Genomic DNA, 23,997 nt, shown 5'->3' with positions numbered 1-23,997 from the left:
GAGTCCGACGTCGGCGGCTCACCGACCGGTTCCGCCCGCATCACCGTATCGCCGTAAAATCGGACGCACTGTGACCGATATGACCGACAGCAGCAGCCGTCTCACGCGTATCACGTCCGAGCGGGCCCCGATGTTCCCGCCGGGCGCCGGTCCCGCCGCCGATCCGGTCGGCGGGCGGTACGAACGCACCATCCGCAGCTTCCAGCCGCGCCGCAGCCGGGTGACGTCCGCGCAGCGGGACGCGCTGCTGCGGCTGTGGTCCCGCTGGGGCCTGGAGATCGACGGGCGGGAGCGGCTCGATCTCGGCGCGCTGTTCGACGGGTTGCCCGTCGTGCTGGAGATCGGGTTCGGGATGGGCGAGGCGACCGCCGAAATGGCGGCGGCCGACCCCGGCACCGGCATCCTCGCCACCGACGTGCACACCCCCGGCCAGGGGAACTTGCTGCGGCTGGCCGAGCAACGCGGCCTGACCAACGTCCGGGTGGCGAACGGCGACGCGGTCATCCTGCTCCGCGAGATGATCGCGCCGGGCGCGCTGGCCGGGGTGCGGGTGTTCTTCCCGGACCCGTGGCCGAAGAAGCGGCACCACAAACGGCGGTTGGTGCAGCCGGAGTTCGTGGAGCTGGTCGCCTCCAGGCTGGCCCCGGGCGGGTTCCTGCACTGTGCGACGGACTGGGAGCCGTACGCGGAGTGGATGCTCGAAGTCCTCAGCGCCGGCTCGTCGTTCACCAACACGGCGGACGGCGGCGGATTCGCGCGACGGCCCGCGGACCGGCCGTTGACCCGCTTCGAACGGCAGGGCCTGGCCAAGGGGCACGTCGTGCGGGACCTCGTGTTTCGTCTCCGCCTTCCCAAAACCGGTGGCGTGACCGGCTGTTGATCGTCCCCGGCGCACCGTAAGGTCGTCGGGTGCGCCCATCGTTCGCCCCACGCTTCTTCGAGCGCCTCTCCCCGTACCTCCCCGCGCGCCGCGCGGTCGCCGTGACGCTGCCGCTGTGCGGGCTGATCGTGGCCGGACTGATCTGGCGGGAAACGGGCTTCGAGGGTTTCTCGGCGGGGCTGTTGCTCGCGCTGCTGCCGGTGCCGTTCCTGCTCGGCGCCCTGCGCTGGGTGGACGCCCAGGCGCCGAAGCCGTGGCGGGCGCTGGCGTTCGCGTTCGGCTGGGGCGCGTGCGCGGCCACGCTGTTCGCGCTGGTGACCAACGGGTTACTGGTGCGGCTGCTGACGGACGAGGCGGCGACGATCGCGCCCACCCACGCCGACACGCTCGAACTCACCGTCATCGCCCCGGTGGTGGAGGAGTCGAGCAAGGCGGTGGCGGTGCTGCTGCTGTTCCTGCGCCGGCCACACGCGTTCCACGGGATCCTGGCCGGCATCGTGACGGCGGGTGTCACGGCGACCGGTTTCGCGTTCACCGAGAACATCCTCTATCTGGGCAGCGCTTTCACGCAGGACCGGGCGGCGGGGCTCGGCGGAGTGGACCTGCTGGGGTCGCGCACGGCGGTGACGTTCTTCATCCGCGTGGTGCTCGCGCCCGCCGCGCACCCGGTGTTCACGGCGCTGACCGGCGTCGGGTTCGGCCTGGCGGCGGTGCTGGCCCGGGACCGGCGCCGGGCGCGGGGGCTGCTGCCGCTGGCCGGGCTGGCGGCGGCGATGGGGCTGCACTCGGCGTGGAACGCGTCGGCGTCGATGGACGTGTTCGGGGTCTGCCTGGTCTACGGGCTGGTGATGATTCCGGTGTTCTGCCTGTTGTGCTGGCTGGCGACCTGGACGCGGCGGCGCCAACTGCGCGTCGTGGAAGAGATGTTGCCGCTGTACGTGGCGTCGGGGTGGCTGACGGCCGCCGAGTTGCCGGCGCTGGTGTCGCCGCGGCGGCGCTCGTTGTCACGGCGGCTGGCGCGCAAGGAGCACGGGTACGCGGGCTGGCGGGCGGTCGCCGATTACCAGGCGGCGGCCACGTCCCTGGCGTTGCTGCGCGAGCAGGCCGAACGGAAGGCCGCCGGGCCGGACTTCGCCGCCCGCGAGCGTGAACTCCTCGACCGCGTACGGCGGCACAGGAAGCTGGCCGGACCGCCGACGATCGCGGCGGCCCGTTCCGACCTCGGCTTCGCTATCGCAGGCTGATGCGCATGCCGTCGGCGCTGCGACCGCGGGCGCGGGCGAGGACCCACTGACGTTCCTCGGGGCGGAGCGAGCCGGGTGCCCCGAAGCCGATGAGGTCGAGGCGCGGACTGACGTCGAGGAAGTCCAGCAGCCGTGCGACGGTGAACCCGGTGCCGGCGTCGGCCGCCCAGTGGGGCTCCCCGATCAGGGCCGGGTCGCGGAGGGGGCGGCTCAACGACAGGTCCCCGACGTGGGCCTGCGCGCCGGGGACGAGTTTCCGCGCGATGGCGGCCTGCCACTCGGCGGGCTTGTCGCCGAACACCAGCCGCGTCTCCACGCGCCGCCGCCAGCCGGGGCCCTCGCTGCGGTGCGAGACGGCGTGCACGTCGGTGCGGTCGCCGGTGCCGGGGGTGTGGGTCTGGAACGAGTCGAGCCGTACGACCACGTCGTAGCCGTCTATCTCGCCGCCCATGCCACCGGCGGCGACGTGCTCGCCGTTGGCGACGACGCAGACCGCGCGTCCGGCGATCCGGGCGCGGAACTCCTCCACGCCGATGTGCCGTTGCTCCCCGCCGAACTCCTCCGAGCGGCCGTAGGCGTGGACCGAGTCGGCCTCGCGCCCGTCCGCCGCCAGGGCCTGCGCGCGCAGTCGCCAGGCATCCCCCGACCGGCTGCGCAGCGCCCCCCCCGCGTCGGCGAGGCGGCGCGCGAGCCGCACTTCGCCGGCGTCGAGCGCGAGACGGCCGACGTTCAGCAGGGCGTCGAAGGAACGGTCGGCGGACGGTTCGTACGCGGCCTGCTCCGCGACGAGCGTCCCGATGGCCGACACCAGCTTGGTCCGCTCCGGCGCCGCTGCGCCGTCCAGCGTGTCCAGCCCCATGAGGTAGCCGGCGCACTCACGCACACACGCGGTGATCAGATCTTCCGCGCGTGCCACACTTCCGGGTCGCAGCCTGACCTTCATATCCCCGACTGTGCCCGTGCGGCGCCCTCGGTGTGTGACCGGTAGGCACCGGCTAGGTGAACGTTGCCTGTCTAGCGCGTCGCGACGACCGACCGTAACGTCATACTCACTGAAAGCGTGGGATGGAGCGCGATGTTCACCGAGTACGAAGTCCAGCTCCGGGAGCGCTTCCTCGCCGCCCCCGTCTCCCCTGCCCCGGCCCCGTGGCACCCGGTGTTCGGCCCGGCCGCACCGGCGATCCGGATCGGCGGCCTCCTCGGCATCGGCTTCGCGCGGCACCCGGAGACCGGCCACGACCTGGTGATGGTCGTCTCCCTGGACGGCCACGGCCTGTTCGACGCGGCCACCGGCGCGCGCCTGGCCCGCGACCGCGACCCCGACCCGGGCACCACCGACCCGACGGGCCCGCACCTGACCTGCCCCGGCCTCGGCCCGCTGACCGGCACTCCCATCCCGATCGCCGGCCTCCACGGCGGCGGCCTGCACGCGACGACGGACGACGGCTGGACCCTGGACGTGGTCAGCCCGGACTGGCCCCACCACCGCGTCCTGCTCTCGACGGACGGCGGCCTCTACCACGGCCCGGCCGGCGGCGACTGGTGGCACATCCACCACACCACCCATGCCCCCCTACGCACCTTCGGCTTCTCCCCCACCGGCCGCACCCTGGCCGTGGCAACGAGCACAGACCTGATGGTGCTGTCGCGGGAGCGCATACGGTCAGGGGCCGACGATTCCCCACTCGATGGCCGAGCGGGAACCAGACCAGCCTTCGGGGGTCTTCCAAGCTGAGCCGATTCCCAAGGTCTCTAGGTAGTCGGCGTAGGTGAGGATATCCTCAGTGAAGAGCGCCAGGAGGTGGGGATCGCTCTCACGACAGAAGAAGTGTCGATATTCGAAAAGCTGGCCTACAGCTTCCCGGACGGCCTTCGTGGGGTTCTGATTGGTGACGACCTTAGCTTCGACTAGCCATTCTTCGGTGATGGTCGTCAGCATGAGGTCCCTGGGATGCACCTGGGTATTCGCCTCGAACCCTTGAGTCTGAATGTACTTCCCGAATTCACTTATCAAGGTCTCGTGGCGGCGGGTTCGCACTTGGGTGCGTTCGGGCGTGTGGGCTATGTAGTCGCTGTCACTCTTGGGCCGGAACCCGCTGAGCCTCTTACTCGGCGGCTGCTCAGTCCACTTCTTCACCGTGCGCGTGGGTGGCTGCTCCTCCGCATCAGAGTGCCACGTCTCGCGATCAACCGCAGCGGCCAATTGCAGAATCCTTGCCGCTTCCCAAAGGTCATCGCGGAGGTCCGCCTCGGCTGGGAGATGCGGTATCTCGTAGCGACGGGCGGCGATACTCGCCTCTTGATAGGCGGTCGGCCGCCAGTCCGTCTTCTCCACGCCAAGCCGTGGCTTCTCTCGCCAACCATCAAGCACCTCTTGGAGCATGGCCGCTTGAAGCCTCTCGGCATTGGCCCGGAGCCGCATGTGGGCTTTCTGGGTCTTACCTAGGTCACGCGCCAGCCCCTCAGCGCCCTGCTGCACAGTGAGCGTCACCGACTTAAGATCCTTGGCGAAGATGTATGCCAGATACAGCCCTTCGCGGGGTTTCTCGTTGATATCGGGGTCAAAGACACCTATCCACGGGCAGAACGCGGAACCGCCATTGCCTCCATACCCTCTGGCGATCGTACCTATGGGCAGAGGCAGCGACATTCGGCTCACCCCGCGCAGCAACTCCTGCCCAGGAGCTCCTTTGACGGTCCTCATCGACCGATCGTACGTAGCGGCGACGCGAAGCAGCAGGTCACTGAGGTCCGTCTCGATGTCCGACATGGACCTATGGTGTCAACCGCAGCCCGCGTTGGGTACCCGAATGAGTGATCCACGGACCCAGACCGCCCGGGCCGGCTAGCGGCGCCGTCTAGGGGCACCGATACGCTAGCTGGATCGTCCGTTCGTTCAGCGTCTTCAGCGGGGCGGTCATCAGCTTCCGGGCTACCTCTCATAGTCGTCGAGGGTGTCGGGGAAGGTGGGGTTGAGTTCCGTGGTGAGGGCGTGGGTGAGTTCGGGGTGTTGGGGGCGGTCGATGATGGCCGCTTTCAGGGCCATGGCGCCCCGGAGGGTGGACAGGTCGTTGCCGCGTAGGTCGGTGTGGTGGTAAGTGCCGGCGGTGAAGGTGGTGTGGTGCAGGCCGCAGGCTTCGAGGTGGGCGTTGGTGAAGTCGCAGTGGTGCACCGCGGCTTCGGTGAGGTCGCACTTGACGAGGGCCAGGGGGCCGGTCGCGCGGAGGTGGTGGAGGGTGGCGTAGTCGAGGGCGCAGTTCTCGAAGAGGACGTTGTCGAGGGTGAGCCGGTCGAGGCGGGCGCCGGTGAGGGTGCAGTCGCGGAAGACGGTGTGAGTGAGGGTGCTGTCGGTCCAGTGCAGGGAGCCGAGGTCGCAGTCGGTGAACTCGACGCCGTCGAGCCGGGTGTTGTGCAGTTGGGTGTGGTGGGTGGCCAGGCCGGTGATACGACCGGAGATCAGGCGGGCGCCGTCCAGATGGAGGGTGCGCGGGGCGCTGCCGGTGTAGTGGAAGTCCAGGTGGGTGTCCTTGTCGGTGGTGAGGGGGACAGCGGGGGGTAGATCGTCCAGGGTCGGCAGGGTGAGGGTGAGGCGGCCCAAGGTGTGGGTGCGCATGGGGGATAGGGACCTTCGCTTCAGGCGGCTGGGGCGGAGCTGGAGCCGGTGAGGGTGAGGGCGGTGGCGAGGTGCGGGTACGCGTGGTGGTGGGTCACGCGGATGGGCATGGGCGGGACTCGTCGCGGGGTGTAGTGGTGAGGTAGATCAGGGCGCCGCAGGAGGTGCATCTCCTGCCCTCGGTGGTCGGTGTGAGTTCGGGGTGGCGGCAGGGGTCTGTCAGGTGGCAGCGGAACCAGACGGCTTTGCCCCAGGGCGGCGTGGCCGGGCGGTGTCCGAAGTCGCCGGGACCGGCCATCTGTCGCAGCAGCCACAGACCACGCCCGGACTCGGCGTCCCACTCCGGCTCGGTGATCACCGGGAGGTGGGGTGAGCGGTCGAGGACCGCGACGGTCACGATCGCACCGGAGCGTTCCAGCGTCAGACGACACCGCCGGTCCCCGGCATGCCTGATGACGTTGCTCAGCAACTCCCAGACCCCGAGGCGCACCAGTTCCCCAGCCGCACGCGCAGCACCCCACTCAGCCAGCACGCCGGTGACAAGCTGTCGCCACTGGTGGATGTCCTCGGCGTTCGCCGTCATGAACCAGGCTGTGGGCTTCGGGTCGGTCACGGGTGCGGCGCCGGGCATGCGGGGCAGGAGCGGGGCTGACTCCTCGACGCCCGGCCGTCCGCCTGAGGGGGCGTGGTTCATCGACCCCTCCTGCGCACGTCGGCGCTGTTCGATCGCCGTGCCGGACCGAGCGTGACGCGGTCGCCTTCGGGACCGGAAAGGGTGGTGGCTCCCAACCCATGGCAAATAGCGCTGAGTTGCGCGAGGTAGCTGCCGCTGCGTGGTAGCCGGTCCGGCATCGACTTGGTCATGATCAGCTCATCCAACCGTGAGGAAGTCTGTGACGACGCCTCACAGACTGGACCGGTTGACCGGTCCAGTCAAGGGCTTCTGTTACATCACGACCCCATTGGGTAATCGTCCGCCAGCTCCCACAGGTCGCCGGGCGTCACGCCCTCTTCGCAGACCAGCGGGCGCCCCTCGGCATCGCACGCGGTGTGCAGCACGACGGCTACCGCCGCCGGTCGGGAGACATCAAGCAGTTCGGCCTCCTCCGGCGTCGCCAGACGGACCGTGCAGAGATCGGCGCCGTGCACTGGCGAGCGCCCGGCTGTGCGGGCCACATAGGCGGTGGTGCCCTCCGCGATCGGTCCGTCACCGGACAGCCGCGGGCAGACGTCAGCGATATCCGGCGGGAACCAGGCGTCGACCAGGGTGAAGGGTGTGCCGTCCTCCAGCAGGACCAACCTCGTGCGACGCAAGGCAAACTCGTCCTCGCCCAGGCGAAGAGCGTCGGCCACACGCCGCGACGGTCGTTCCCTGGTCGGCTTACCGAGCCGCCGGAACGGCTGGCCTCCGGACACCCGTGGACCGCTGCCGCGCCGACCGGCGGGACGCGCCACCGGCGTCTCCACCACGATGAACCCGGCGCCCTGACGGGCGACCACGACGCCATCGGCGCGCAGAACGTCCATGGCTTTCACCACCGTGGCGCGGGAAACGCCGAACTGCTCGCACAGGTCACGCCCCGAAGGGAGCGTGTCGCCCGGACCGAACTCCCCATCGGTGATGCGTGCGCGCAAGTGATCCGCGATCTGCTCGTACTTGAGCTGTGGCATGGGCTGCTCCCAGTAAGGTGGTCAGGTCAACCGGTCACGTTACCGGTCCGATGCTGTCACTCCAGTCCCGGAGGAGTCAGGATGTGGCCATGACGGTTGAGCGGTTCGCCCTGGCTGCCGAGGTCATGGCCTTCTACCAGTCCACCATCACCGAGGCCGACCGGTTGTCGTCGTCGGCCGACGGCAGGCTGGAGCTGGTGCGCACCCAGGAGTTGCTGCGCCGCTACCTGCCCGGTCCGCCGGCGGAGGTTCTCGATGTCGGGGGCGGGCCGGGGGTGCATGCCCGGTGGCTGATCGAGGACGGGTACACCGTGCGTCTGGTCGATCCCGTTCCCCGGCACATCGAGCAGGCCCGGCAAGTGCCCGGCTGCGTGGCCGAACTCGGTGACGCCCGCCAACTCGCCGCCCCCGACGCGTCGTTCGATGTGGTGCTGCTGCTCGGCCCGCTGTATCACCTCATCGACGCCGCCGACCGGCACCGGGCGCTCACCGAGGCGTACCGCGTGCTGCGGCCCGGCGGTCTCCTGGCCGCCGCCGGAATCAACCGCTACGCCTCGCTGTTCGAGCACACGGCGTTGGCCCACCTCCACCGGGAGAGCGTCGAGCGCAGCATCACCGGCATCCTGAAGTCCCGTGTCCACGACGGGAAGAAGTCCTTCACCGCCGCCTACTTCCACAGCGCGGACGAACTGCGCGACGAGACCGAACACGCCGGGTTCCGGCAGGCCCGGGTCTTCGGCGTCGAAGGACCCACCTGGGCCATGCTGAAGGCGACCGAGCAGTACACCGGCGACTGCCTGATCGACACCCCCCTGTTCCAATCGGCCCTGACCGCCGCCCGCATGGCCGAGCCCTACCCCGAACTCCTGGCCGCCAGCTCCCACCTGCTCACCATCGCCCAACGCCCCTGACCCCTCCGGGTGAGCTTCCCTTCCGGCGGGGCGGGGCAGAGAGAAGGACGAGGGCGGGAGGATTCCTTGAAACGACGCTCGGTCCTGCGGGGTGCGGTGGCCACGGGGATCACCGCGCCGACTGTCGTGGCCTTGTCGGCGGCTCTCACCGACCGGGACATGGCCGACCTCTCCTCCTGGGAATCGACGGTGGAACGGTATGGGTACGGCTACAACGGGCGTGCTCCCGGTGAGGTTCTGACGGATCTGTTCGGTGATTTTCTCGAACTGACGCCGACGCTCGACGCGTCCCGCAGTGCTTCCTCCCGGAGCCGGTTGTCCCATGTGACGGGTCGGCTGATGGGGATGGCCGCCATCGTTCTGCACGATCTGGGTGACCACCGGGAGAGCGCCCGGTGGTTCCACACGGCCGGACGGGCGGCGGAGGAGAGCGGTGACGTGGTGCTCCGTGCCTGGGTGACGGCACGAGAGGCCATGGTTCCGCTCAACTTCGGTGCCCCGGCGGTCGCTCAGCGCCTCGCCGAACGCGCTCAGGCCCTCGCCGGAGAGCAACCCACCGCCGCGAAGGCGCTCGCCTGCGCGGTCGCGGCGCGTGCCCACGCGGCGAGCGGGCACCGGGACCGGGCCCTGACAGCGGTCGCGGACGCCGACCGGATCATGGAGCGGCTGTCGGACGGCCAGTCGGCCGACACCTGGTTCGGCTATCCGATACAGAAGCACCACGTGCACCTGTCCCAGGCGTTGACCCTGCTGGGTGAGACCAGGCGCGCGTACGCCCACCAGGAACGCGCCCTGGAACTGTCCCGGCGCCCCAGCGTGATGACGCGGGCGCTGATCTCCATCGACCGGGCGGCATGCCTGGCCCACGACGGCGAACTCCCGGAAGCCGCCGACGTCGCGGCACGCGCGTACGGGGAACTCCCCGTCTCCTACCGGAGCGGCCTGACGCGGGCACGGGCGACGGCCGTCCACGACCGCGTACGGGCCGTACCGGAAGCCGACCGTCTCAGGCACGCCCTGACGGTCGGGACATGAGGCGGAACGGACCCACAGAAACGAGGACTTCGCATGACGGATGACGCGCACGCCCGGGGATCGGTCACCTATCTCCTGGAGATGGGGGCTCTCAAGCGTGGGAAGCGCAGTGGGTGGTGGATCGCGGGGGTGAAGGATCCGGAGACGATCGCCGAGCACAGCTTCCGTACGGCGGTCATCGGTTCCGTGCTGGCGATGCTGGAGGGGGCCGATCCGGCGAAGGTCGCGTTGCTGTGCACCTTTCACGACACGCAGGAGACGCGGGTCGGTGACATCCCCTGGATCGGGCGCCGTTACCTGACCGCCGCGAGCAACGAGGACGTGACCGCCGATCAAGTGGCGGACGCGCACCCGGTCGTGGCCGCCGGGATCAAGGCGATCGTGGCGGAGTACGAGAACGGCGAGTCCCTGGAGGTGCTCGTCGCCCACGACGCGGACCGGCTGGAGTGCATGCTGCAGGGGCTGGAGTATCTGGAGCAGGGATACCGCAACGCCCGGGAGTGGGTGGACAGTACGCGGGCGAAGCTGAAGACGCCGTCCGCGATCCAACTGGCGGACGCGGCCCAGGACATGTCCTCGGCCGAGTGGCAGCGGACCTATCTGCGGTAGCCCGGCGGTCAGGCAGGGGCGAGGAGGGTGGGGAGCTTGCGCATGTCGTCGAAGAGGACCGTGTTCTCGCCCGTCAGCCATTCCGGTGGGGTCAGGCCGCCGGTGTAGCCGAAGGAGCGCATGCCCGCGGCGCGGGCCGCCTGTATGCCGTACTGGCTGTCCTCGATCACCGCGCAGCGGGCCGGGGGGACGCCCATGCGGTCGGCCGCGTGCAGGAACAGGTCGGGGGCGGGCTTGCCGTGGGCGACCTCGCTGGCGCTGAAGATCCGGCCCGCGAAGCGGTCGTACAGGCCGGTGCGGGACAGGGTGCGGCGCATCTTCGTGTGGCTGCCGCTGGAGGCGATGCAGTGCGGGAGCGTGATCGCGTCCAGCGCCTCGCTGATGCCGTCCACCTCGGTCAGCTCGGTGTCGATCGCCGCCTCCAGGCGCCGCTGGTACGCCTCGCCCCAGCGGGCCGCCGTCTCCTCGCCCAGGCGTTCGGTGATCTGCGCCAGCACCGCGCGCTCGGAGCGGCCGAGGAAGCGGTCCACGATCTCGCCCTCGGTGAGCGGCCAGCCCAGCTCCGCGCCCAGCTCGACGCAGACGCGCAGCGCGAGGTGCTCGCTGTCGACCAGCACGCCGTCGCAGTCGAAGATCACCAGGTCGATGGGGAGATCAGTCACTCCGGCAGCCTAACCTGTCGGGATGACGACAAAGGGGCAGATCATCGTCCTGTCCGGGCCGCCCGGAGCCGGTAAGTCCACGGTGGCGCGGCTGCTGGCGGACGAGGGACAGCTCGGGCCGGCCACGGTCCACCTGCACACCGACGACTTCTGGGACGTCATCCGGCAGGGCGCCGTGCCACCGTTCCTGCCGGAGGCGCGGCGGCAGAACGAGACCGTCGTCGGGGTCGCCGCCCGGGCGGCGGCGGGCTACGCGGCGGGGGGTTACGCGGTGGTCGTGGACGGGGTCGTCGGGCCGTGGTTCGTGGACGCGTACCGGGCGGCGGCGCGGGCGGACGGGGTGGCGGCGCACTACGCGGTGCTGCGCCCCGACGAACGCACGACGCTGGAACGCGGCACCACCCGCGCCGGGCATCCCCTGACCGATCCCGGGCCGATCCTGGCGATGTACGCGCAGTTCGCCGACCTCGGCGCGTACGAGCCGCACGCGCTGGACACCACCGGGCTCACCCCGGAGGAGTCGGCCGAGGCGGTGCTCGCGGCCCTCGGCGAGGGGCGGCTGCGGCTGTCATGAACACCGACGCTGTCATGAACACCGACGAAGGGAGCCGCTGTGCGGCGGAACGCCGAGGACGGCCCGCGGATCCGGGAGATCCCCGTGGGGGACGAACGGTCGGGCCCGTACGGCATCGCGGCCGGTCCCGACGGGGCCCTGTGGATCACGCTCACGCACAGCGGCGGCATCGCCCGGCTCACCCCCGACGGCGACGGGGACGGCGATCTCGCGGTCTTCCCCCTGGACGCGCCGGACTGCCGGCCGGCCGTCATCACCCCGGGGCCCGACGGCGCCCTGTGGTTCACCCGGTCCCAGGACCACCGCATCGGCCGCGTCACGACCGGCGGCGAGGCCCGGTCGTACCCCGTGCCGACGCCGGAGAGCGGACCGTTCGGCATCGCCGCCGGTCCGGACGGCGCGCTGTGGTTCACGGAGATGAACGCCGGACGCGTCGGCCGGATCACGACCGGCGGCGACCTCACCGAGTTCCCGCTGCCCGTCGAGGGCGCGTTCCCCGCGGCGATCACGGCGGGGCCGGACGGGGCGCTGTGGTTCACCCTCAACCAGGCCGGCGCGATCGGTCGCATCGGCGTCGACGGCCGGGTCACCACGTACGGCCTGCCCACCGCCGGGGCCGGGCCGGTGGGGATCGCGAGCGACGGCGAGGCGCTGTGGTTCACCGAGATCGGGGCGGGCCGGATCGGCCGGATCTCGGTGGACGGCCGGATCGAGGAGTTCCCGCCGCCGGACCCGGCGGCCAGGCCCCACGCGATCGTCGCGGCCTCCGCCGGGGACTGCTGGTTCACCGAGTGGGGTGCCAACCGCATCGGGCACATCGGCGTGGACCGCGTGATCACCGGGTACGACCTGCCGTCGCCCGCCTCCGAGCCGCACGGCATCGCGGTGGGGCCGGACGGGGCGCTGTGGGCGGCGCTGGAGACGGGCGCGGTCGCGCGGCTGGTCCCGTAACCGCTCTCCGGGGGCCGCGTGGTTTTCGGCCAGGGCCGGAGAGGGGGCAGGGACGTGACCTGCCACTTCGTCATGTTCGGACATGTGTTCGATGGCTGGTTTATGGTGGGACCGGACATCGGGGACAGGGGGCCGGGCGTGACAGGAGGTGCCGAGGATGGACTTCACGCATCTGCGTGTCGCGTCCGGGTTCTCCCTGCGGTACGGCGCCTCCCACCCCGAGCGGCTGGTCGAGCGGGCCGGTGAGCGGGGGATGGGCGCGGTGGCGCTGACCGACCGGGACACCCTGGCCGGGGCCGTCCGGTTCACCAAGGCGTGCGCGCGGGCCGGGGTGCGTCCGGTGTACGGGGTCGATCTGGCCGTCGCCCCCCGGCACGGGACCGGCCGGAAACGGCTGAGAACCCCCGTGCGGGGCGGCGCCTTCGGCGACGAGTCCGCGCCCCGGGCCGTCTTCCTGGCCAGGGACGGCGCCGCGGGCTGGGCCCAGCTCTGCCGCCTGGTCACCGCCGCCCACGCGGCTGGGGGCCCGGGCGGGCAAACGCGGCCCGTGCTGCCGTGGGCCGAGCTGACGCGCGGCGGGCTCGACGGGCTCGTCGTGCTGCTCGGCCCGGAGCCCGAGCCCGGCCGGGCGCTGGCGGCGGGCCGCCCCGACCTCGCGGCCCGGCTGCTCACCCCCTGGCGGGAGCTGTTCGGCGACGCCCTGCGGCTGGAGATCGACGCCAGCGGCCCGGCGCGGACCGCCGCCCGCGCGCTGGGCCTCGCCCTGGAGCAGGGCGTCGATCCCGTCCTCACCAACGCCGTCCGCTACGCCGACCCCGGCCAGGGCCCGGTCGCGGACGTGCTGGACGCGGCCCGGCGGCTCGTTCCCATCGACCCGCGCGGCCCGCTGGACAACGGCGAACGCTGGCTGAAGGACCCGGCCGCGATGGCCTCGGCGGCGGCCGGGATCGCCGAGGCCGCCGGGCACGGGCGGTCCGTCGCGCACCGGCTGCTGGCCCGCACCGAGGAGACCGCGGCGGCCTGCCGGGTCCACCCGGCGCGCGATCTGGGCATGGGCGGTGTCCACTTCCCCGAGCCGCACCTGGCCGGCACGGCGGGCCGGACGGCGCAGCGCGCCCTGCGCTCCCGCTGCGCCGCGGGCATGGTGCTGCGCCGCTACGACCGGGACGAGAAACGCTGGCGGCGTCTGGAGGAGGAGCTGCGGACCGTCGAACGGCTCGGGTTCGCCTCCTACTTCCTCACCGTCGCGCGGGTCGTGGACGACATCCGCGCCCTGGGCATCCGGGTCTCGGCCCGCGGCTCGGGGGCCGGGTCGCTGATCAACCACCTCCTCGGCATCGCCCACGCCGACCCCGTCGAGCACGGCCTGCTGATGGAACGGTTCCTCTCCCCGCGCCGGGGCGCGCTGCCCGACATCGACGTGGACGTGGAGTCCGCCCGCCGGCTCGACGCGTACCGGGCGATCTTCGAGCGGTTCGGCGAGGAACGGGTCGCCACCCTCGCCATGCCCGAGACCTACCGGGTGCGGCACGCGATCCGGGACGTCGGGCTCGCGCTCGGCCTCGACCCGGAGGCGACGGGACGGCTGGCCAAGGCGTTCCCGCACATCCGGGCCGCCGACGCGCGCGCCGCGTTCCGGGAGCTGCCCGAGCTGCGCGGCCTCGACCCGGACGCCCACGGCGGCCCCCGGATGTGGGAGCTGGTCGAGGCCCTGGACGGGCTGCCGCGCGCGGTCGCGATGCACCCGTGCGGCGTCCTGCTCTCGGACTCCTCGCTGCGCGCCCGTACCCCCGTGGTGCCCAGCAGCGGGGAGGGCTTCGCGATGTCGCAGTTCGACAAGGAGGACGTGGAGGACCTCGGGCTGCTCAAGCTCGACGTGCTCGGGGTGCGGATGCAGTCCGCGATGGCGCACGCGGTGGACGAGGTCGAGCGGGCCACCGGGGAACGGATCGACGTGGACGCGCCGTTCGCCCCCGGGGCGGCCGGGCCGGTGGACGGGCGGACGTACGCGCTGATCCGTTCCACCGAGACGCTGGGCTGCTTCCAGATCGAGTCGCCGGGCCAGCGGGACCTCGTCGGGCGGCTCCAGCCGGCCACGTTCCACGACCTCGTGGTCGACATATCGCTCTTCCGGCCCGGCCCGGTCGGCGCCGACATGGTGCGGCCGTTCATCGAGGCCAGGCACGGCAGGCGGGTCGCCCGTTACCCCCACCGGGACCTGGAGCCCGTGCTGCGCGAGACCCATGGCGTGGTGGTCTTCCACGAGCAGGTCATCCGGATCATCGCCATCCTGACCGGCTGCGACCGGGCGCTCGCCGACGAGGCCAGGCGCGCCCTGTCGGACCGGGAGCGGCTGGGGCGGGTGCGGGCGTGGTTCGCCGAGGAGGCGTCCCGGCGCTACGACCCGGAGGTCGTCGCCCGCACCTGGGAGATCGTGGAGTCGTTCGGCAGCTTCGGCTTCTGCAAGGCGCACGCCGTCGCCTTCGCCGTGCCGACGTACCAGTCGGCCTGGCTCAAGGCCCACCACCCGGCCGCGTTCTTCGCCGGGCTGCTCACGCACGACCCCGGCATGTACCCCAAGCGGCTGCTGCTCGCGGACGCGCGGCGGCGCGGCGTCCCGGTGCTGCCGCTGGACGTGAACCGGTCCGACGCCGCCTATCGAATCGAACTGGAGTCCGAATCGGGGGTGTGGGGGATCCGCCTCGCCCTCGGCGAGGTCCACGGCATCACCGAGGCCGAGGCGGAACGGATCGCCGCCGGCCGCCCGTACGCCTCCCTCACCGACCTGATGACCCGCGCCGCCCCCTCCCGGCCCGTCGCCGAACGGCTCGCCAAGGTCGGCGCCCTGGACGCGTTCGGCGGCAACCGCCGCGACCTGCTGCTGCGCATCGCCGAGCTGCACCGGCAGCGCCGCGCCGCCCCGGGCCCCGGCTGGGGGTGCCTCCCGCTCGCGGGGGAGGGCGGCCCGCAACTCCCGCTCGGGGACGGCGAGGAGACCGCCCCCGCCGGGCTGCCCGACCTGACCGACGGGGAACGGCTCGACGCCGAGCTGGAGGCGCTGGGCATGGAGACCACCGGCCATCTCATGGCGGGCCACCGGGCGTTCCTCGACGAACTGGGCGCGCTCTCCGCCCGCCGCCTGCGCGACGCCGGGCACGGCGAGACGGTGCTGGTGGCCGGCGCGAAGGTCGCCACCCAGACCCCGCCCATCCGTTCCGGCAGGCGCGTCATCTTCGCCACCCTGGACGACGCCTCCGGCCGGGTCGCCCTGGCGTTCTTCGAGGACAGCCACGCCGCCTGCGCCCGTACCGTCTTCCACTCCTGGCTGCTGCTGGTGCGCGGCACGGTCCAGCGGCGCGGGCCGCGCACGCTGAGCGTCGTCGGCCAGGCCGCCTGGGATCTGGCGGAGCTGGCCGAGCTGCGCCGCACCGGCGGGCTCGACGCGGTCGCGGAACGGCTCGCGGGCGGCGACGGCGGGCCGGCCGGGGGGTCCGGCGGCGGGAACGACGGCGAGGAGAAGCGGGAGGAGCCCGGACCGGTGGACCGGCGGATCGAGATGTCCACCGGCTACACCCTGCATCCCTGGGCCGACCTGAAGCCTCCGGGCGACCCCGCGAAGGCGCCGCGCAAACTGTGGCACTCCAGCCCCGGGAGCGCGGGATGAACGGCGGGGTGCTGTACGTGCGCGTCGCGGGGGGCGCGGAGGACGGCGCGGCCGGGGGGCCCGTCTCTTATACACCTCTCCGATCCCCCGAGGTGGTGCGGCTTCTCGCGGTGCGCGTGCCGCGGTCGGTGCCGCCGCGACCCGGTGCGTGGCGGGTATGGCAGCGGGGGCGCGCGGGGTCCCCGGGGACTCCGTGTTGCTCTCCGGGCGGGCGGCCGGGGCCGCGTTCCTCGCCGGCGGGCCCGCCGCCGCCCTGACCGGGCTCGCGGCCCCCGCCGCCCGCGCGCTGTGCTCCTACGGCCTCGACACGGTCGGCCGGATCGCCGCCGCGCCGCCCGGGACGCTGCAACGGATCCTCGGCGCCTCCACCGCCCGCCGCGTCCACGCCCTCGCCCACGGCCTGGACCCGACACCCGTCGTCCCGGGCGCGCCACCGCGTTCGGTGGCGGCGGAGCACCGGTTCGGCCACGACGAACTCGACGCGGGCATGCGCCGGCGGGCCCTGCTCACCCTCGCCGACGAACTCGGCTACCGGCTGCGCGGCGAGGGGCAGACCGCCCGCGCGCTCACCCTGACCGTCCGCTACGCCGACCGCTCCGCCACCACCCGCCGCCGCAGGCTCCCCGAACCGACCGCGCACACTCCCGCGCTGACCGGCACGGCCTACGCCCTGCACGACGCGCTGGGCCTTCAGCGGGCCCGGGTCAGGGCGGTCGCGCTGCGCGCCGAGGAGCTGACGGAGACGGCGCGGGCGACCCGTCAGCTCTCCCTCGACCCGGGCGACGACCGCCGCCGCCGCGCGGAGGCGGCGGCCGACCGCGCCCGCCGCCGCTTCGGGCCCGGCGCGGTCGGCCCGGCCGGGAACCTGGACGTGGCGTGAGACGACCGCGCCGCGCGGGTGGCGCTCAGTCCTTGCGCCCGGTCGCGGCCACGGGGACGCCGAGGCCGATCATCGTGAGCCCACCGGCCCCGCCGACCAGGGAGAGCCGCCGGGGCGAGCGGGCGAACCAGTCCCGCGCGGTTGCCGCGACCAGTCCCCACCCGCAGTCGGAGACGACCGCGATGACGTTGAAGACCAGGCCGAGCACCAGCATCTGCGCCGTGGCATGCCCCTCGGCGCGGTCCACGAACTGCGGCAGCACGGCGGCGAAGAACACGATGGTCTTGGGGTTCGACACGCCGACCGCGAACCCCTCCCAGAAGGTGCGCGAACCGCCGTGCGCGGTCCCATCGGCGGCGAACGCGGCCCGCAGCGCGCCGCGCTCCCGCCACGCCCTGACGCCGAGATACACCAGATAGGCGGCCCCCGTCAGCTTGAGCACCGTGAAGACGAGCACGGACCGTTCCACGAGGGAGCCGATCCCCGAGGCCACGGCCACGACGAGGACGTAGGAGCCGAGCGTGTTCCCCACCACCGTGGTCAGCGCGGCGCGGCGCCCCTGCGCCAGCGCCCGCCCGACCACGAACAGCACGCTGGGGCCGGGGACCACGATCAGCAGGAACGACATGGCCGCGAAGGCGAGCAAGCGGTCGGTGGACACCATGGCGCCCATGCAAGCACGGGAAGGCCCGTCCTTCCAGGGGGAGTTCGACCCGGCCGGAACGGCGTGGGCCCGGTCAGCCCCACTGGAGCGAGCGCTTGGACAGGCCCGCCCAGAAGCCGTCGATCACGGTCCGCCGGCCGGGCAGGTCAGCCTCGCCCGCGCCCAGGCTGACGAACAGCGGCGCGAAGTGCTCGGTGCGCGGGTGCGCGATCCGGCCCGCCGGGGCGGCGTGCTCGAAGTCAAGCAGCGCGTCGATGTCCCCGCGGGCCAGGGCCTCCCACCCCCAGGCGTCGAACTCCTTCGACCAGGCCGGCGCCTCGTCCGGCCCGGTGCCCCAGGACAGCTCGCGGAGGTTGTGGGTGAAGAAGCCGCTGCCCACGATCAGCACGCCCTCGTCGCGCAGCGGCGCCAGCCCGCGGCCGAGGCGGAGCAGCCGTTCGGGGTCGAGGGTGGGCATGGAGAGCTGGAGCACCGGTATGCCGGCGTCCGGGTACATCTCGGCCAGCGGAACGTAGGCGCCGTGGTCCAGCCCCCGCGCGGGCGCCTCGTGGACCGGGGTGCCCGGCCCGGCGAGCAGGCCGCGCACCCGGTCGGCGAGCGCGGGGGCGCCGGGGGCCGGGTAGGTCACCCGGTAGTACCGCTGGGGGAACCCCCGGAAGTCGTACTCCAGCGGCACGGTGGTGGTGGCGCCCAGGGTGAGGGGGGCCGACTCCCAGTGCGCGGAGACCATGAGGATCGCCTCCGGGCGGGGCAGCTCCGCCGACCAGGCGGCGAGCTGCGCGGTCCACAGCGCGTCGTCGGCCAGCGGCGGCGCGCCGTGGCTCAGGTACAGGACGGGCATGCGGTCGCTCACGGCGGTCCCTCTCCTCTTTTCCGGCCCCCCGGTTGTCCTGTTCCCCCTGGTTCTCCTTCCGGTCGGTCGCGCCGGTCAGTCGCGGAGCAGCAGGACGACGGTGGCGGCCACCACGGCGAGCGCGAGGGCGGCCGGGCCGAGGGCGGGGCGGTAGGAGGCCAGCCGCGCCGGGACGGGGACGAACGTGTCGGCCGCGTACCGTCCCGGGCCGGTCAGCGCGAGGGCGGCGGCGCCCAGGCCGTACAGCAGGGGCATCTCGATGCCCTCCGGGGCGAAGAACCCGCCCTCCCAGTGCACGGCCACCGCGGCGTTGATCATCGTGCCGAGGACCGCGGCGGCGGCGAGCGGGGTGAGGAGGCCGAGGGCCAGGGCGAGGCCGCCGAAGGTCTCCGACAGGCCCGCGATCAGGGCCATGGTCCGGCCGGACGGATAGCCGAAGAACTCGAAGGACTCCCCGGTGGCGTCGAGCCCGGGACCGTCGAACCAGCCGAAAAGCTTCTGGGTGCCGTGCGCCGCCATCGGCAGGCCGAGGGTGAGGCGCAGGAGCAGCAGGCCGATGTCGGCGGCGGGATACGCGGGAGTGGTGGGCGACGGGGATCTCATGACGGCTCTCCGACCGGGAATCGTTCGTGGGAATGTGCGGGACGATGCCGACCGTACCCAGTCATTCGAATTTGAACAACTGCTTATGATGGAGGCATGGTGGAGACTCGATGGCTGGACGAGGGAGAATTGGCGGCCTGGACGGCGTTCCTGGAGGCCAGCCATCGGGTGTTCCGCGCCGTCGAGCAGCAGCTCAAGCAGGACGCCGGACTCTCCCACCCGCAGTACGAGATCCTGGTGAAGCTCGCCGTGGCGGGCGGCGCCGGGCTGCGGATGACCGAGCTGGCCGAATCCCTGATCACGTCGAAGAGCGGACTGACCTACCAGGTCGGGCAGTTGGAGAAGCGCGGCCTGGTCACGCGGGACGCCTGCCTGTCGGACGACCGGGGCGTCAGCGCCCATCTGACGGAGGCGGGCGCCGTCGCGCTCCGCGAGGCGGCGCCGGGCCATGTCGCGCGGGTCCGCGAGGCCCTGATCGACGTCCTGGACCGGGACCGGCTCGCGGTGCTGGCCGACGCCCTGACCGAGGTCGCCGCCCGCCTGCGCGACACCGGCACCTGACCGGCGGGCCGTTCGCCGATTTTTTCCGGCACGGGAACGTTTGCGGCGTGGTTTCCGGCGCAGACGAGAACGTGGCCCCTGGCGCGGGCCCGGTGGAGGGAGAGGAGTGTGACCGGCTTGGCGAAGCCACGACCGCGGTCCAGGCCGTACGCCGTCACCTCGCTGCCCACCGGCACCACCATCGACAACTCATGGCCCCGGTCCGCCCCCCGTTCGCCCGGCGCGCTGCGGCAGAATCAGCCGGGTGAACCGGATGCAGGTCTTCCTCGATCCCCACTCGCCCGTGGCGCCCTTCGAGCAGCTTCGCGCCCAGATCGCCGAGCAGGCGCGGTCCGGCGCGCTGCCGGTCGGGCACCGGCTGCCGACCGTCCGGGGCCTCGCCGGGGAGCTGGGCCTGGCGCCCAACACCGTGGCCAAGGCGTACCGGGCGCTGGAGGCGGACGGGGTCGTGGAGACGAAGGGCCGCAACGGGACCTTCGTCGCCACGGCGAGGGACGCCGCCGCACGGGAGGCAGCGGCGGCGGCCCAGGAGTACGCCCGGCGCGCGCGCAGACTCGGCCTGGACCGCGCAACGGCACTGGCCGCGGTCCAGGACGCGCTCCGGGCTGTCTTCTCGGATACGGACTCGGATACGGACTCGGATACGGACTCGGATTCGGATACGGATTCGGATACGGCTGCGGGCGCGACTCCGCGTACGGCCGCGGAGACAGCCGCGGACTAGGCCCGGCGGGCCGCTCCGCCGCCCCACAGCCACGCCGTCGTGTCCGGCGGGAGCTGGCCACCGATCAGCCGGTCACTGGAGAGCAGCACGCCCCAGTTCCTCGGCAGGGCGAACGGCCGGTCCGACAGGTTCACCACGCAGCGCAGCACGGGCGAGCGCTCGAAGGCCAGCACCCCCTCGGGGGCGTCCAGCCAGCGCAGCGTCTCGGTGGCGAATCCGGGCTGTTCCCGGCGGAGCCGGAGCGCCGAGCGGTACAGCTCCAGCGTCGATCCCGGGGTGCCGGACTGCGTCTGCGCCGTGACCGCCTCCCACGCGGCCGGCTGCGGAAGCCACGGCTTGCTGCCCCTGGGGCCGAAGCCGAACGGGCTGTCGGACCCGGACCACGGCAGCGGCACCCGGCAGCCGTCGCGCCCGCGCACCGTGTGCGCCGAACGCTCCCAGGTGGGGTCGCGCAGCGCCTCCTCCGGCAGGTCCTCGACCTCGTTCAGGCCGAGTTCCTCGCCCTGATACATGTACGCGCCGCCCGGCAGCGCCAGCATCAGCAGCGCCGCGGCCCGCGCCCGGCGCAGGCCCAGCTCCAGGTCGGCGGGCCCGCCGTCCACGTCGTGCTCGCGGGTGTGGGTGATCTTGCGCCCGTACCGGGTCACGTGCCGGGGCACGTCGTGGTTGGAGAGCACCCAGGTCGGGGGCGCGCCGACCTCGGCGAGCGAGGTGACGCATCGATCGATCACCGCGCGTAGCTCCTCGTGGTCCCACGCGGCCTTGAGGAACGGGAAGTTGAACGCCGTGTGCAACTCGTCCTGCCGCACGTACAGCGGCAGCCGATCGTCGCGCACGTGCGCCTCGGCGACGAACAGCCGGTCGTCCGCGTACGTGTCGGCGATCTTCCGCCACGAACGGTAGATCTCGTGCACGTCGTCCTGGTCCCAGTGCGGGTGGTCGGCCCGGCGCCGCTCGTGGTCGAACAGGGCGTGCTCCGGGATGCCCAGGTCGGGCAGGTCCGGGTGCTTGATCAGGCCGTGGGCCACGTCGACGCGGAACCCGTCCACACCCCGGTCGAACCAGAAGCGCAGGATGGACTCGAACTCGGCGCGGACCTCGCGGCTCGCCCAGTTGAGGTCCGGCTGCTCCGAGGCGAACAGGTGCAGATACCACTGGCCCGGCGTGCCGTCCGGCTCGGTGACCCGCGTCCAGGCACGGCCGCCGAAGCGGCTGCGCCAGTCGTTGGGCGGCAGCGAACCGTCCGGGCCCCGGCCGTCCCGGAAGACGAACCGGTCGCGCTCGGGCGAACCGGCCGGCGCCTCCAGCGCCTCCAGGAACCAGTGGTGCTGATTCGAGGTGTGGTTCGGCACGATGTCGAGGACGACGCGCATACCGAGGGCGTGGGCCTCGGCGATCATCTCCTCGGCCTCGGACAGCGTCCCGAACGACGGGTCGATGGAACGGTAGTCGGCCACGTCGTAGCCGCCGTCCGCCATCGGGGAGGGGTACCACGGATTGATCCAGACGGCATCGACCCCCAGCTCCCGGAGGTAGGGAAGCCGGGCACGCAGCCCGGCGATGTCACCGATGCCGTCGCCGTTGCCGTCGGCGAAACTGCGGATGTAGACCTGATAGACAACGGCGGTGCGCCACCAGGGTGCGGCCGTGTTCTCGTGAATGCGGGTGCGGGGCACGTATCTTCCATTCCTCTTGCGAGTTGACCCTGGAAAATGCGCGGTTCTAGCGGCTCACCGCGCAGTAGTGCGGTCGTGCTGGTCCGGTTCAGGTCCCGGCCGTGGTGAGGGGTGTCGGTGTTGCGGACGCGCGACGCGGGCCGCGCCGGTGGTGCCACGCACGACGAGGCGTGTGGGCACCACCACCCGGGTGGGCTCCTCGCTCGCCCCGGACAACGCGTCCAGGATCTGGCGGGCGAGCAACTCTCCCTGGTGGGCTACTGGTTGGGCGATGGTCGTCAGGTCGAGCAGCTCGGCCGTCTCGTGGTTGTCGAAACCGATCACGGAGACGTCGTCGGGCGCTTTCAGACCCATCCGGTTCAGCGTGCGCAGCGCGCCGAACGCCATCTGATCCGATTCCGCGAACACCGCCGTCGGCGGGTCGGGGAGGCTGAGGAGCTGCGCCATGGCGGACGCGCCCTCCTCGATGCCGAAGTACCCCGGGGCTTCGAGGTCCGGGTCGTACGGAATGCCCGCCTGCGCCAGGACCGTGCGGTACGCGTGCTGCCGCACGATCGGCGTCGTGAAACCGCGGGGGTCGCCCAGGGCGCCGGTGATCATCCCGATACGCCGGTGCCCGAGGTTGATGAGGTGGCGGACTGCCGTGCTCGCCCCCTCCGCGTTGTCGATGGAGACGTGCCAGCAGCCGGGTATGCGGGTGCCGAGCACGGCGACCGGCACTTCCATCGACACCAGCGCCTCGCACTCCGCCGCCGACAGCGGCAGGTTGAGCACGATCAGCGCGTCCACGCGGCGGCGTAACGGCATGCGCGCGAAGAAGCGCTCGTGCACACGCTCGTCGCCGAGGTTGTACAGCAGGAGATCGTGGTCGTTGGCGCGCAGCACCGAGTCGATGCCGGCGACGACCTGGCTGTAGAACCACCGGTTGACGAACGGCAGGACGACGCCCACCGTTCCGGTCCGGCCGGAGGCGAGGGAGGAGGCATGCGGGGAGATCGAGTACTGCAACTCCTCCGCCGCGCGCAGCACCCGTTCCCGGGTCGCTTCCGAGACGTTCGGCAACCCGCGCAGAGCACGGGAGACGGTCGCGGTCGAGACATCCGCGCGCCGGGCGACATCGATGATGCTGGCGGCCATAACCCTCCGATCACGGCAGTGCGCCGAACGTACTGCCGATCCCGGAGGTAATGCAATCGTTTACATGAAAAGATCTTGGGATCTCGCCGATTTCGTACGGCAGTTGAGGGTCTTGACAGCGAAGTGCCAGGTCAGCGGGGCTGAAACGGATGATGTAAACGTGTACATGAAAAGATCGTCCGGTTCCTGCCCGCCCCCGTGCGGGCAGGAACCGGACGATCGGGGCCGGCCCAACGGACCGGTCAGCGGGCGAGCTTGCCCAGCGCGGCGCGCATCGTGACGCGGAAGTCGGCCACCGGGGCATGCGCCAGGTCGCCCATCTGCCCCCAGTCGACCAGCGTCACCCGGGTGCCGTCCCGGCCGATGCCGAACAGCTCGACGTCCATGCCCGCCTCCGGCGGCGCGGTGTGCACGCCGACGATGCGGGCGCCGTCCGTGCCGCGCACGGAGACCGTGCCGTAGTCGTCCCAGGCGGCGGCCGAACCGGGGTTCTCCCGCAGCCAGTCGGCGGCGCAGTCCGCCGCCGCCTCGTGCAGCGTGTCGGCCAGCTCGGCCGCCTCCGCCGCGTCGCCGGTCTCGACGATCACCTGGACCGCGCCGGTGTCGAGGTCGGTGCGGAACTCCCGGTGCCACGCGCCGTCGGCCGGCAGTTCCTCGCCGAAGCAGAAGACCGGCGTCTCCGGCAGACCGGCGGCCGGGCTGTCGGCGACCCAGCCGCCGTCGTGCGGCGGCAGTTGTGAGGCGCTCAGGAACGCCGCCGTGGCGACCCGGGCACCGGCCCGCTCCGGCGCCGCGGACGCCTGGGCCGCCCCCACGGCCGGGACGGCCAGCGCACAGGCGGCGGTGATGGCGGCGGCCACCGCGGAACGGCGGCCGAAAGCGGTGAACTTCATGGGGTCCCCCCTGGGACTCGGTGCGGTTGCGTCCGGTGACGAGCCTGCGGACGACGGCGGCGCCGAGGCAACGGTTCCGCGCCGATCAGGGACGCGGGAACGTTCGCGGTTGGTCTGACGTGCGACGATGCGGTATCCCTGGAACGCGGGACGGGGACTTCCATCGACACCAGCGCCTCGCACTCCGCCGCC

The 23,997-nt window shown here is 72.4% G+C and carries 24 protein-coding genes and 1 pseudogene; 12 read left to right on the top strand and 13 right to left on the bottom strand.

Going from position 1 to position 23,997, the window contains the following annotated elements:
• The first annotated feature begins 79 nt into the window (after window positions 1–79).
• Together trmB and BN2279_RS12035 are read left to right on the top strand one after the other, a co-directional pair.
• Complete coding sequence (trmB, locus tag BN2279_RS12040) at window positions 80–880, top strand: tRNA (guanosine(46)-N7)-methyltransferase TrmB (RefSeq protein ID WP_059008686.1); 801 nt, start codon at window positions 80–82, stop codon at window positions 878–880.
• Window positions 881–909: 29 nt separating this feature from the next.
• Window positions 910–2,124 carry a PrsW family intramembrane metalloprotease gene (locus tag BN2279_RS12035; RefSeq protein ID WP_059008685.1) on the top strand — a complete coding sequence of 405 codons (1,215 nt, stop codon included), beginning with the start codon at window positions 910–912 and terminating at the stop codon, window positions 2,122–2,124.
• On the opposite strand, the gene BN2279_RS12030 is transcribed toward BN2279_RS12035, so the two are convergent.
• The gene (locus BN2279_RS12030) at window positions 2,111–3,007 is read right to left on the bottom strand and encodes a hypothetical protein (protein ID WP_159037200.1); all 897 of its coding nucleotides are present in this window, start codon (window positions 3,005–3,007) and stop codon (window positions 2,111–2,113) included. The genes BN2279_RS12035 and BN2279_RS12030 overlap by 14 nt on opposite strands.
• A gap of 192 nt (window positions 3,008–3,199) precedes the next feature.
• On the opposite strand from BN2279_RS12030, the gene BN2279_RS12025 reads away from it, so the two are divergent.
• Entirely contained in the window at window positions 3,200–3,859 is a 660-nt protein-coding gene (locus BN2279_RS12025) for a hypothetical protein (protein WP_079032082.1), read from the top strand.
• On the opposite strand, the gene BN2279_RS12020 is transcribed toward BN2279_RS12025, so the two are convergent.
• The 5 genes from BN2279_RS12020 to BN2279_RS12005 form a co-directional block, all read right to left on the bottom strand.
• On the bottom strand, window positions 3,788–4,894 hold the full coding sequence (locus tag BN2279_RS12020) for an MrcB family domain-containing protein (RefSeq protein ID WP_059008683.1): 1,107 nt from the start codon (window positions 4,892–4,894) through the stop codon (window positions 3,788–3,790). The genes BN2279_RS12025 and BN2279_RS12020 overlap by 72 nt on opposite strands.
• A gap of 162 nt (window positions 4,895–5,056) precedes the next feature.
• Complete coding sequence (locus BN2279_RS12015) at window positions 5,057–5,737, bottom strand: pentapeptide repeat-containing protein (protein ID WP_059008682.1); 681 nt, start codon at window positions 5,735–5,737, stop codon at window positions 5,057–5,059.
• Between the two features lie 94 nt (window positions 5,738–5,831).
• On the bottom strand, window positions 5,832–6,431 hold the full coding sequence (locus tag BN2279_RS12010; RefSeq protein ID WP_234347767.1) for an ATP-binding protein: 600 nt from the start codon (window positions 6,429–6,431) through the stop codon (window positions 5,832–5,834).
• The gene (locus tag BN2279_RS29320; RefSeq protein ID WP_159037199.1) at window positions 6,428–6,601 is read right to left on the bottom strand and encodes a hypothetical protein; all 174 of its coding nucleotides are present in this window, start codon (window positions 6,599–6,601) and stop codon (window positions 6,428–6,430) included. Before BN2279_RS29320 ends, BN2279_RS12010 begins: the two co-directional genes overlap by 4 nt.
• A gap of 87 nt (window positions 6,602–6,688) precedes the next feature.
• Window positions 6,689–7,408 carry a GntR family transcriptional regulator gene (locus BN2279_RS12005; RefSeq protein ID WP_059008680.1) on the bottom strand — a complete coding sequence of 240 codons (720 nt, stop codon included), beginning with the start codon at window positions 7,406–7,408 and terminating at the stop codon, window positions 6,689–6,691.
• 89 nt (window positions 7,409–7,497) lie between these two features.
• Between BN2279_RS12005 and BN2279_RS12000 the strand changes: the two genes are divergently transcribed.
• The 3 genes from BN2279_RS12000 to BN2279_RS11990 all read left to right on the top strand — a co-directional run bounded on the left by BN2279_RS12000 (window position 7,498) and on the right by BN2279_RS11990 (window position 9,963).
• Window positions 7,498–8,319 carry a class I SAM-dependent methyltransferase gene (locus BN2279_RS12000; RefSeq protein ID WP_059008772.1) on the top strand — a complete coding sequence of 274 codons (822 nt, stop codon included), beginning with the start codon at window positions 7,498–7,500 and terminating at the stop codon, window positions 8,317–8,319.
• A gap of 66 nt (window positions 8,320–8,385) precedes the next feature.
• Window positions 8,386–9,354 carry an NsdA family TPR-like regulatory protein gene (locus tag BN2279_RS11995; protein WP_059008679.1) on the top strand — a complete coding sequence of 323 codons (969 nt, stop codon included), beginning with the start codon at window positions 8,386–8,388 and terminating at the stop codon, window positions 9,352–9,354.
• Between the two features lie 33 nt (window positions 9,355–9,387).
• On the top strand, window positions 9,388–9,963 hold the full coding sequence (locus BN2279_RS11990; RefSeq protein WP_059008678.1) for an HD domain-containing protein: 576 nt from the start codon (window positions 9,388–9,390) through the stop codon (window positions 9,961–9,963).
• An 8-nt stretch (window positions 9,964–9,971) separates the two neighbouring features.
• Here the strand turns inward: BN2279_RS11990 and BN2279_RS11985 are convergent, their stop codons facing one another.
• A complete protein-coding gene (locus BN2279_RS11985; protein WP_059008677.1) occupies window positions 9,972–10,625 on the bottom strand; it encodes an HAD family hydrolase in 654 nt (217 codons plus the stop codon).
• A 22-nt stretch (window positions 10,626–10,647) separates the two neighbouring features.
• On the opposite strand from BN2279_RS11985, the gene BN2279_RS11980 reads away from it, so the two are divergent.
• From BN2279_RS11980 to BN2279_RS11965, 4 genes are all read left to right on the top strand, one after another.
• Window positions 10,648–11,199, top strand: a complete 552-nt coding sequence (locus tag BN2279_RS11980) for an AAA family ATPase (protein WP_059008676.1) — start codon at window positions 10,648–10,650, stop codon at window positions 11,197–11,199.
• 39 nt (window positions 11,200–11,238) lie between these two features.
• Window positions 11,239–12,150, top strand: a complete 912-nt coding sequence (locus BN2279_RS11975) for a Vgb family protein (RefSeq protein WP_059008675.1) — start codon at window positions 11,239–11,241, stop codon at window positions 12,148–12,150.
• Window positions 12,151–12,307: 157 nt separating this feature from the next.
• Window positions 12,308–15,814 carry a DNA polymerase III subunit alpha gene (locus BN2279_RS11970; RefSeq protein WP_059008674.1) on the top strand — a complete coding sequence of 1,169 codons (3,507 nt, stop codon included), beginning with the start codon at window positions 12,308–12,310 and terminating at the stop codon, window positions 15,812–15,814.
• Window positions 15,815–16,007: 193 nt separating this feature from the next.
• Window positions 16,008–16,694, top strand: coding sequence for a DinB/UmuC family translesion DNA polymerase (locus tag BN2279_RS11965; protein WP_407702230.1), 687 nt, complete (start codon window positions 16,008–16,010; stop codon window positions 16,692–16,694).
• A gap of 25 nt (window positions 16,695–16,719) precedes the next feature.
• On the opposite strand, the gene BN2279_RS11960 is transcribed toward BN2279_RS11965, so the two are convergent.
• The 3 genes from BN2279_RS11960 to BN2279_RS11950 all read right to left on the bottom strand — a co-directional run bounded on the left by BN2279_RS11960 (window position 16,720) and on the right by BN2279_RS11950 (window position 18,814).
• Window positions 16,720–17,358, bottom strand: a complete 639-nt coding sequence (locus tag BN2279_RS11960; RefSeq protein ID WP_059008770.1) for a LysE family translocator — start codon at window positions 17,356–17,358, stop codon at window positions 16,720–16,722.
• A gap of 73 nt (window positions 17,359–17,431) precedes the next feature.
• Window positions 17,432–18,199 (bottom strand): dioxygenase family protein, encoded by a 768-nt coding sequence (locus tag BN2279_RS11955; protein ID WP_059008768.1) that lies wholly within the window; start codon window positions 18,197–18,199, stop codon window positions 17,432–17,434.
• Window positions 18,200–18,286: 87 nt separating this feature from the next.
• A complete protein-coding gene (locus BN2279_RS11950; protein WP_059008673.1) occupies window positions 18,287–18,814 on the bottom strand; it encodes a DoxX family protein in 528 nt (175 codons plus the stop codon).
• A 96-nt stretch (window positions 18,815–18,910) separates the two neighbouring features.
• On the opposite strand from BN2279_RS11950, the gene BN2279_RS11945 reads away from it, so the two are divergent.
• Both BN2279_RS11945 and BN2279_RS11940 read left to right on the top strand, forming a co-directional pair.
• Complete coding sequence (locus BN2279_RS11945) at window positions 18,911–19,375, top strand: MarR family winged helix-turn-helix transcriptional regulator (protein ID WP_059008672.1); 465 nt, start codon at window positions 18,911–18,913, stop codon at window positions 19,373–19,375.
• Between the two features lie 253 nt (window positions 19,376–19,628).
• Window positions 19,629–19,994: pseudogene (locus tag BN2279_RS11940) on the top strand (GntR family transcriptional regulator); the annotation flags it as partial.
• A gap of 101 nt (window positions 19,995–20,095) precedes the next feature.
• On the opposite strand, the gene BN2279_RS11935 reads toward BN2279_RS11940, so the two are convergent.
• The 3 genes from BN2279_RS11935 to BN2279_RS11925 form a co-directional block, all read right to left on the bottom strand.
• Window positions 20,096–21,775: a glycoside hydrolase family 13 protein gene (locus BN2279_RS11935; RefSeq protein ID WP_059008671.1), complete on the bottom strand. Its 1,680-nt coding sequence runs from the start codon at window positions 21,773–21,775 to the stop codon at window positions 20,096–20,098.
• A 54-nt stretch (window positions 21,776–21,829) separates the two neighbouring features.
• A complete protein-coding gene (locus tag BN2279_RS11930) occupies window positions 21,830–22,912 on the bottom strand; it encodes a LacI family DNA-binding transcriptional regulator (RefSeq protein ID WP_059008670.1) in 1,083 nt (360 codons plus the stop codon).
• Between the two features lie 242 nt (window positions 22,913–23,154).
• The gene (locus tag BN2279_RS11925; RefSeq protein WP_059008669.1) at window positions 23,155–23,805 is read right to left on the bottom strand and encodes a hypothetical protein; all 651 of its coding nucleotides are present in this window, start codon (window positions 23,803–23,805) and stop codon (window positions 23,155–23,157) included.
• Between the last annotated feature and the right edge of the window lie 192 nt (window positions 23,806–23,997).

Origin of the sequence: Streptomyces specialis (genome assembly GCF_001493375.1) — a bacterium.
In the GTDB taxonomy this organism is placed as follows: Bacteria; Actinomycetota; Actinomycetes; order Streptomycetales; family Streptomycetaceae; genus Streptomyces; species Streptomyces specialis.
Note: the sequence above shows the minus strand (reverse complement) of the source record. Positions and strands in the feature narration are given on the sequence as shown.

Excerpts from the sequence above, each read along its gene's own strand:
- trmB (WP_059008686.1), top strand. The coding sequence starts at position 80 with ATGACCGACAGCAGCAGCCGTCTCACGCGTATCACGTCCGAGCGGGCC.
- BN2279_RS12025 (WP_079032082.1), top strand. The coding sequence starts at position 3,200 with ATGTTCACCGAGTACGAAGTCCAGCTCCGGGAGCGCTTCCTCGCCGCC.
- BN2279_RS12020 (WP_059008683.1), bottom strand. The coding sequence starts at position 4,894 with ATGTCGGACATCGAGACGGACCTCAGTGACCTGCTGCTTCGCGTCGCC.
- BN2279_RS12015 (WP_059008682.1), bottom strand. The coding sequence starts at position 5,737 with ATGCGCACCCACACCTTGGGCCGCCTCACCCTCACCCTGCCGACCCTG.
- BN2279_RS12010 (WP_234347767.1), bottom strand. The coding sequence starts at position 6,431 with ATGAACCACGCCCCCTCAGGCGGACGGCCGGGCGTCGAGGAGTCAGCC.
- BN2279_RS29320 (WP_159037199.1), bottom strand. The coding sequence starts at position 6,601 with ATGACCAAGTCGATGCCGGACCGGCTACCACGCAGCGGCAGCTACCTC.
- BN2279_RS12005 (WP_059008680.1), bottom strand. The coding sequence starts at position 7,408 with ATGCCACAGCTCAAGTACGAGCAGATCGCGGATCACTTGCGCGCACGC.
- BN2279_RS12000 (WP_059008772.1), top strand. The coding sequence starts at position 7,498 with ATGACGGTTGAGCGGTTCGCCCTGGCTGCCGAGGTCATGGCCTTCTAC.
- BN2279_RS11990 (WP_059008678.1), top strand. The coding sequence starts at position 9,388 with ATGACGGATGACGCGCACGCCCGGGGATCGGTCACCTATCTCCTGGAG.
- BN2279_RS11980 (WP_059008676.1), top strand. The coding sequence starts at position 10,648 with ATGACGACAAAGGGGCAGATCATCGTCCTGTCCGGGCCGCCCGGAGCC.
- BN2279_RS11970 (WP_059008674.1), top strand. The coding sequence starts at position 12,308 with ATGGACTTCACGCATCTGCGTGTCGCGTCCGGGTTCTCCCTGCGGTAC.
- BN2279_RS11960 (WP_059008770.1), bottom strand. The coding sequence starts at position 17,358 with ATGGTGTCCACCGACCGCTTGCTCGCCTTCGCGGCCATGTCGTTCCTG.
- BN2279_RS11955 (WP_059008768.1), bottom strand. The coding sequence starts at position 18,199 with ATGCCCGTCCTGTACCTGAGCCACGGCGCGCCGCCGCTGGCCGACGAC.
- BN2279_RS11950 (WP_059008673.1), bottom strand. The coding sequence starts at position 18,814 with ATGAGATCCCCGTCGCCCACCACTCCCGCGTATCCCGCCGCCGACATC.
- BN2279_RS11945 (WP_059008672.1), top strand. The coding sequence starts at position 18,911 with ATGGTGGAGACTCGATGGCTGGACGAGGGAGAATTGGCGGCCTGGACG.
- BN2279_RS11930 (WP_059008670.1), bottom strand. The coding sequence starts at position 22,912 with ATGGCCGCCAGCATCATCGATGTCGCCCGGCGCGCGGATGTCTCGACC.
- BN2279_RS11925 (WP_059008669.1), bottom strand. The coding sequence starts at position 23,805 with ATGAAGTTCACCGCTTTCGGCCGCCGTTCCGCGGTGGCCGCCGCCATC.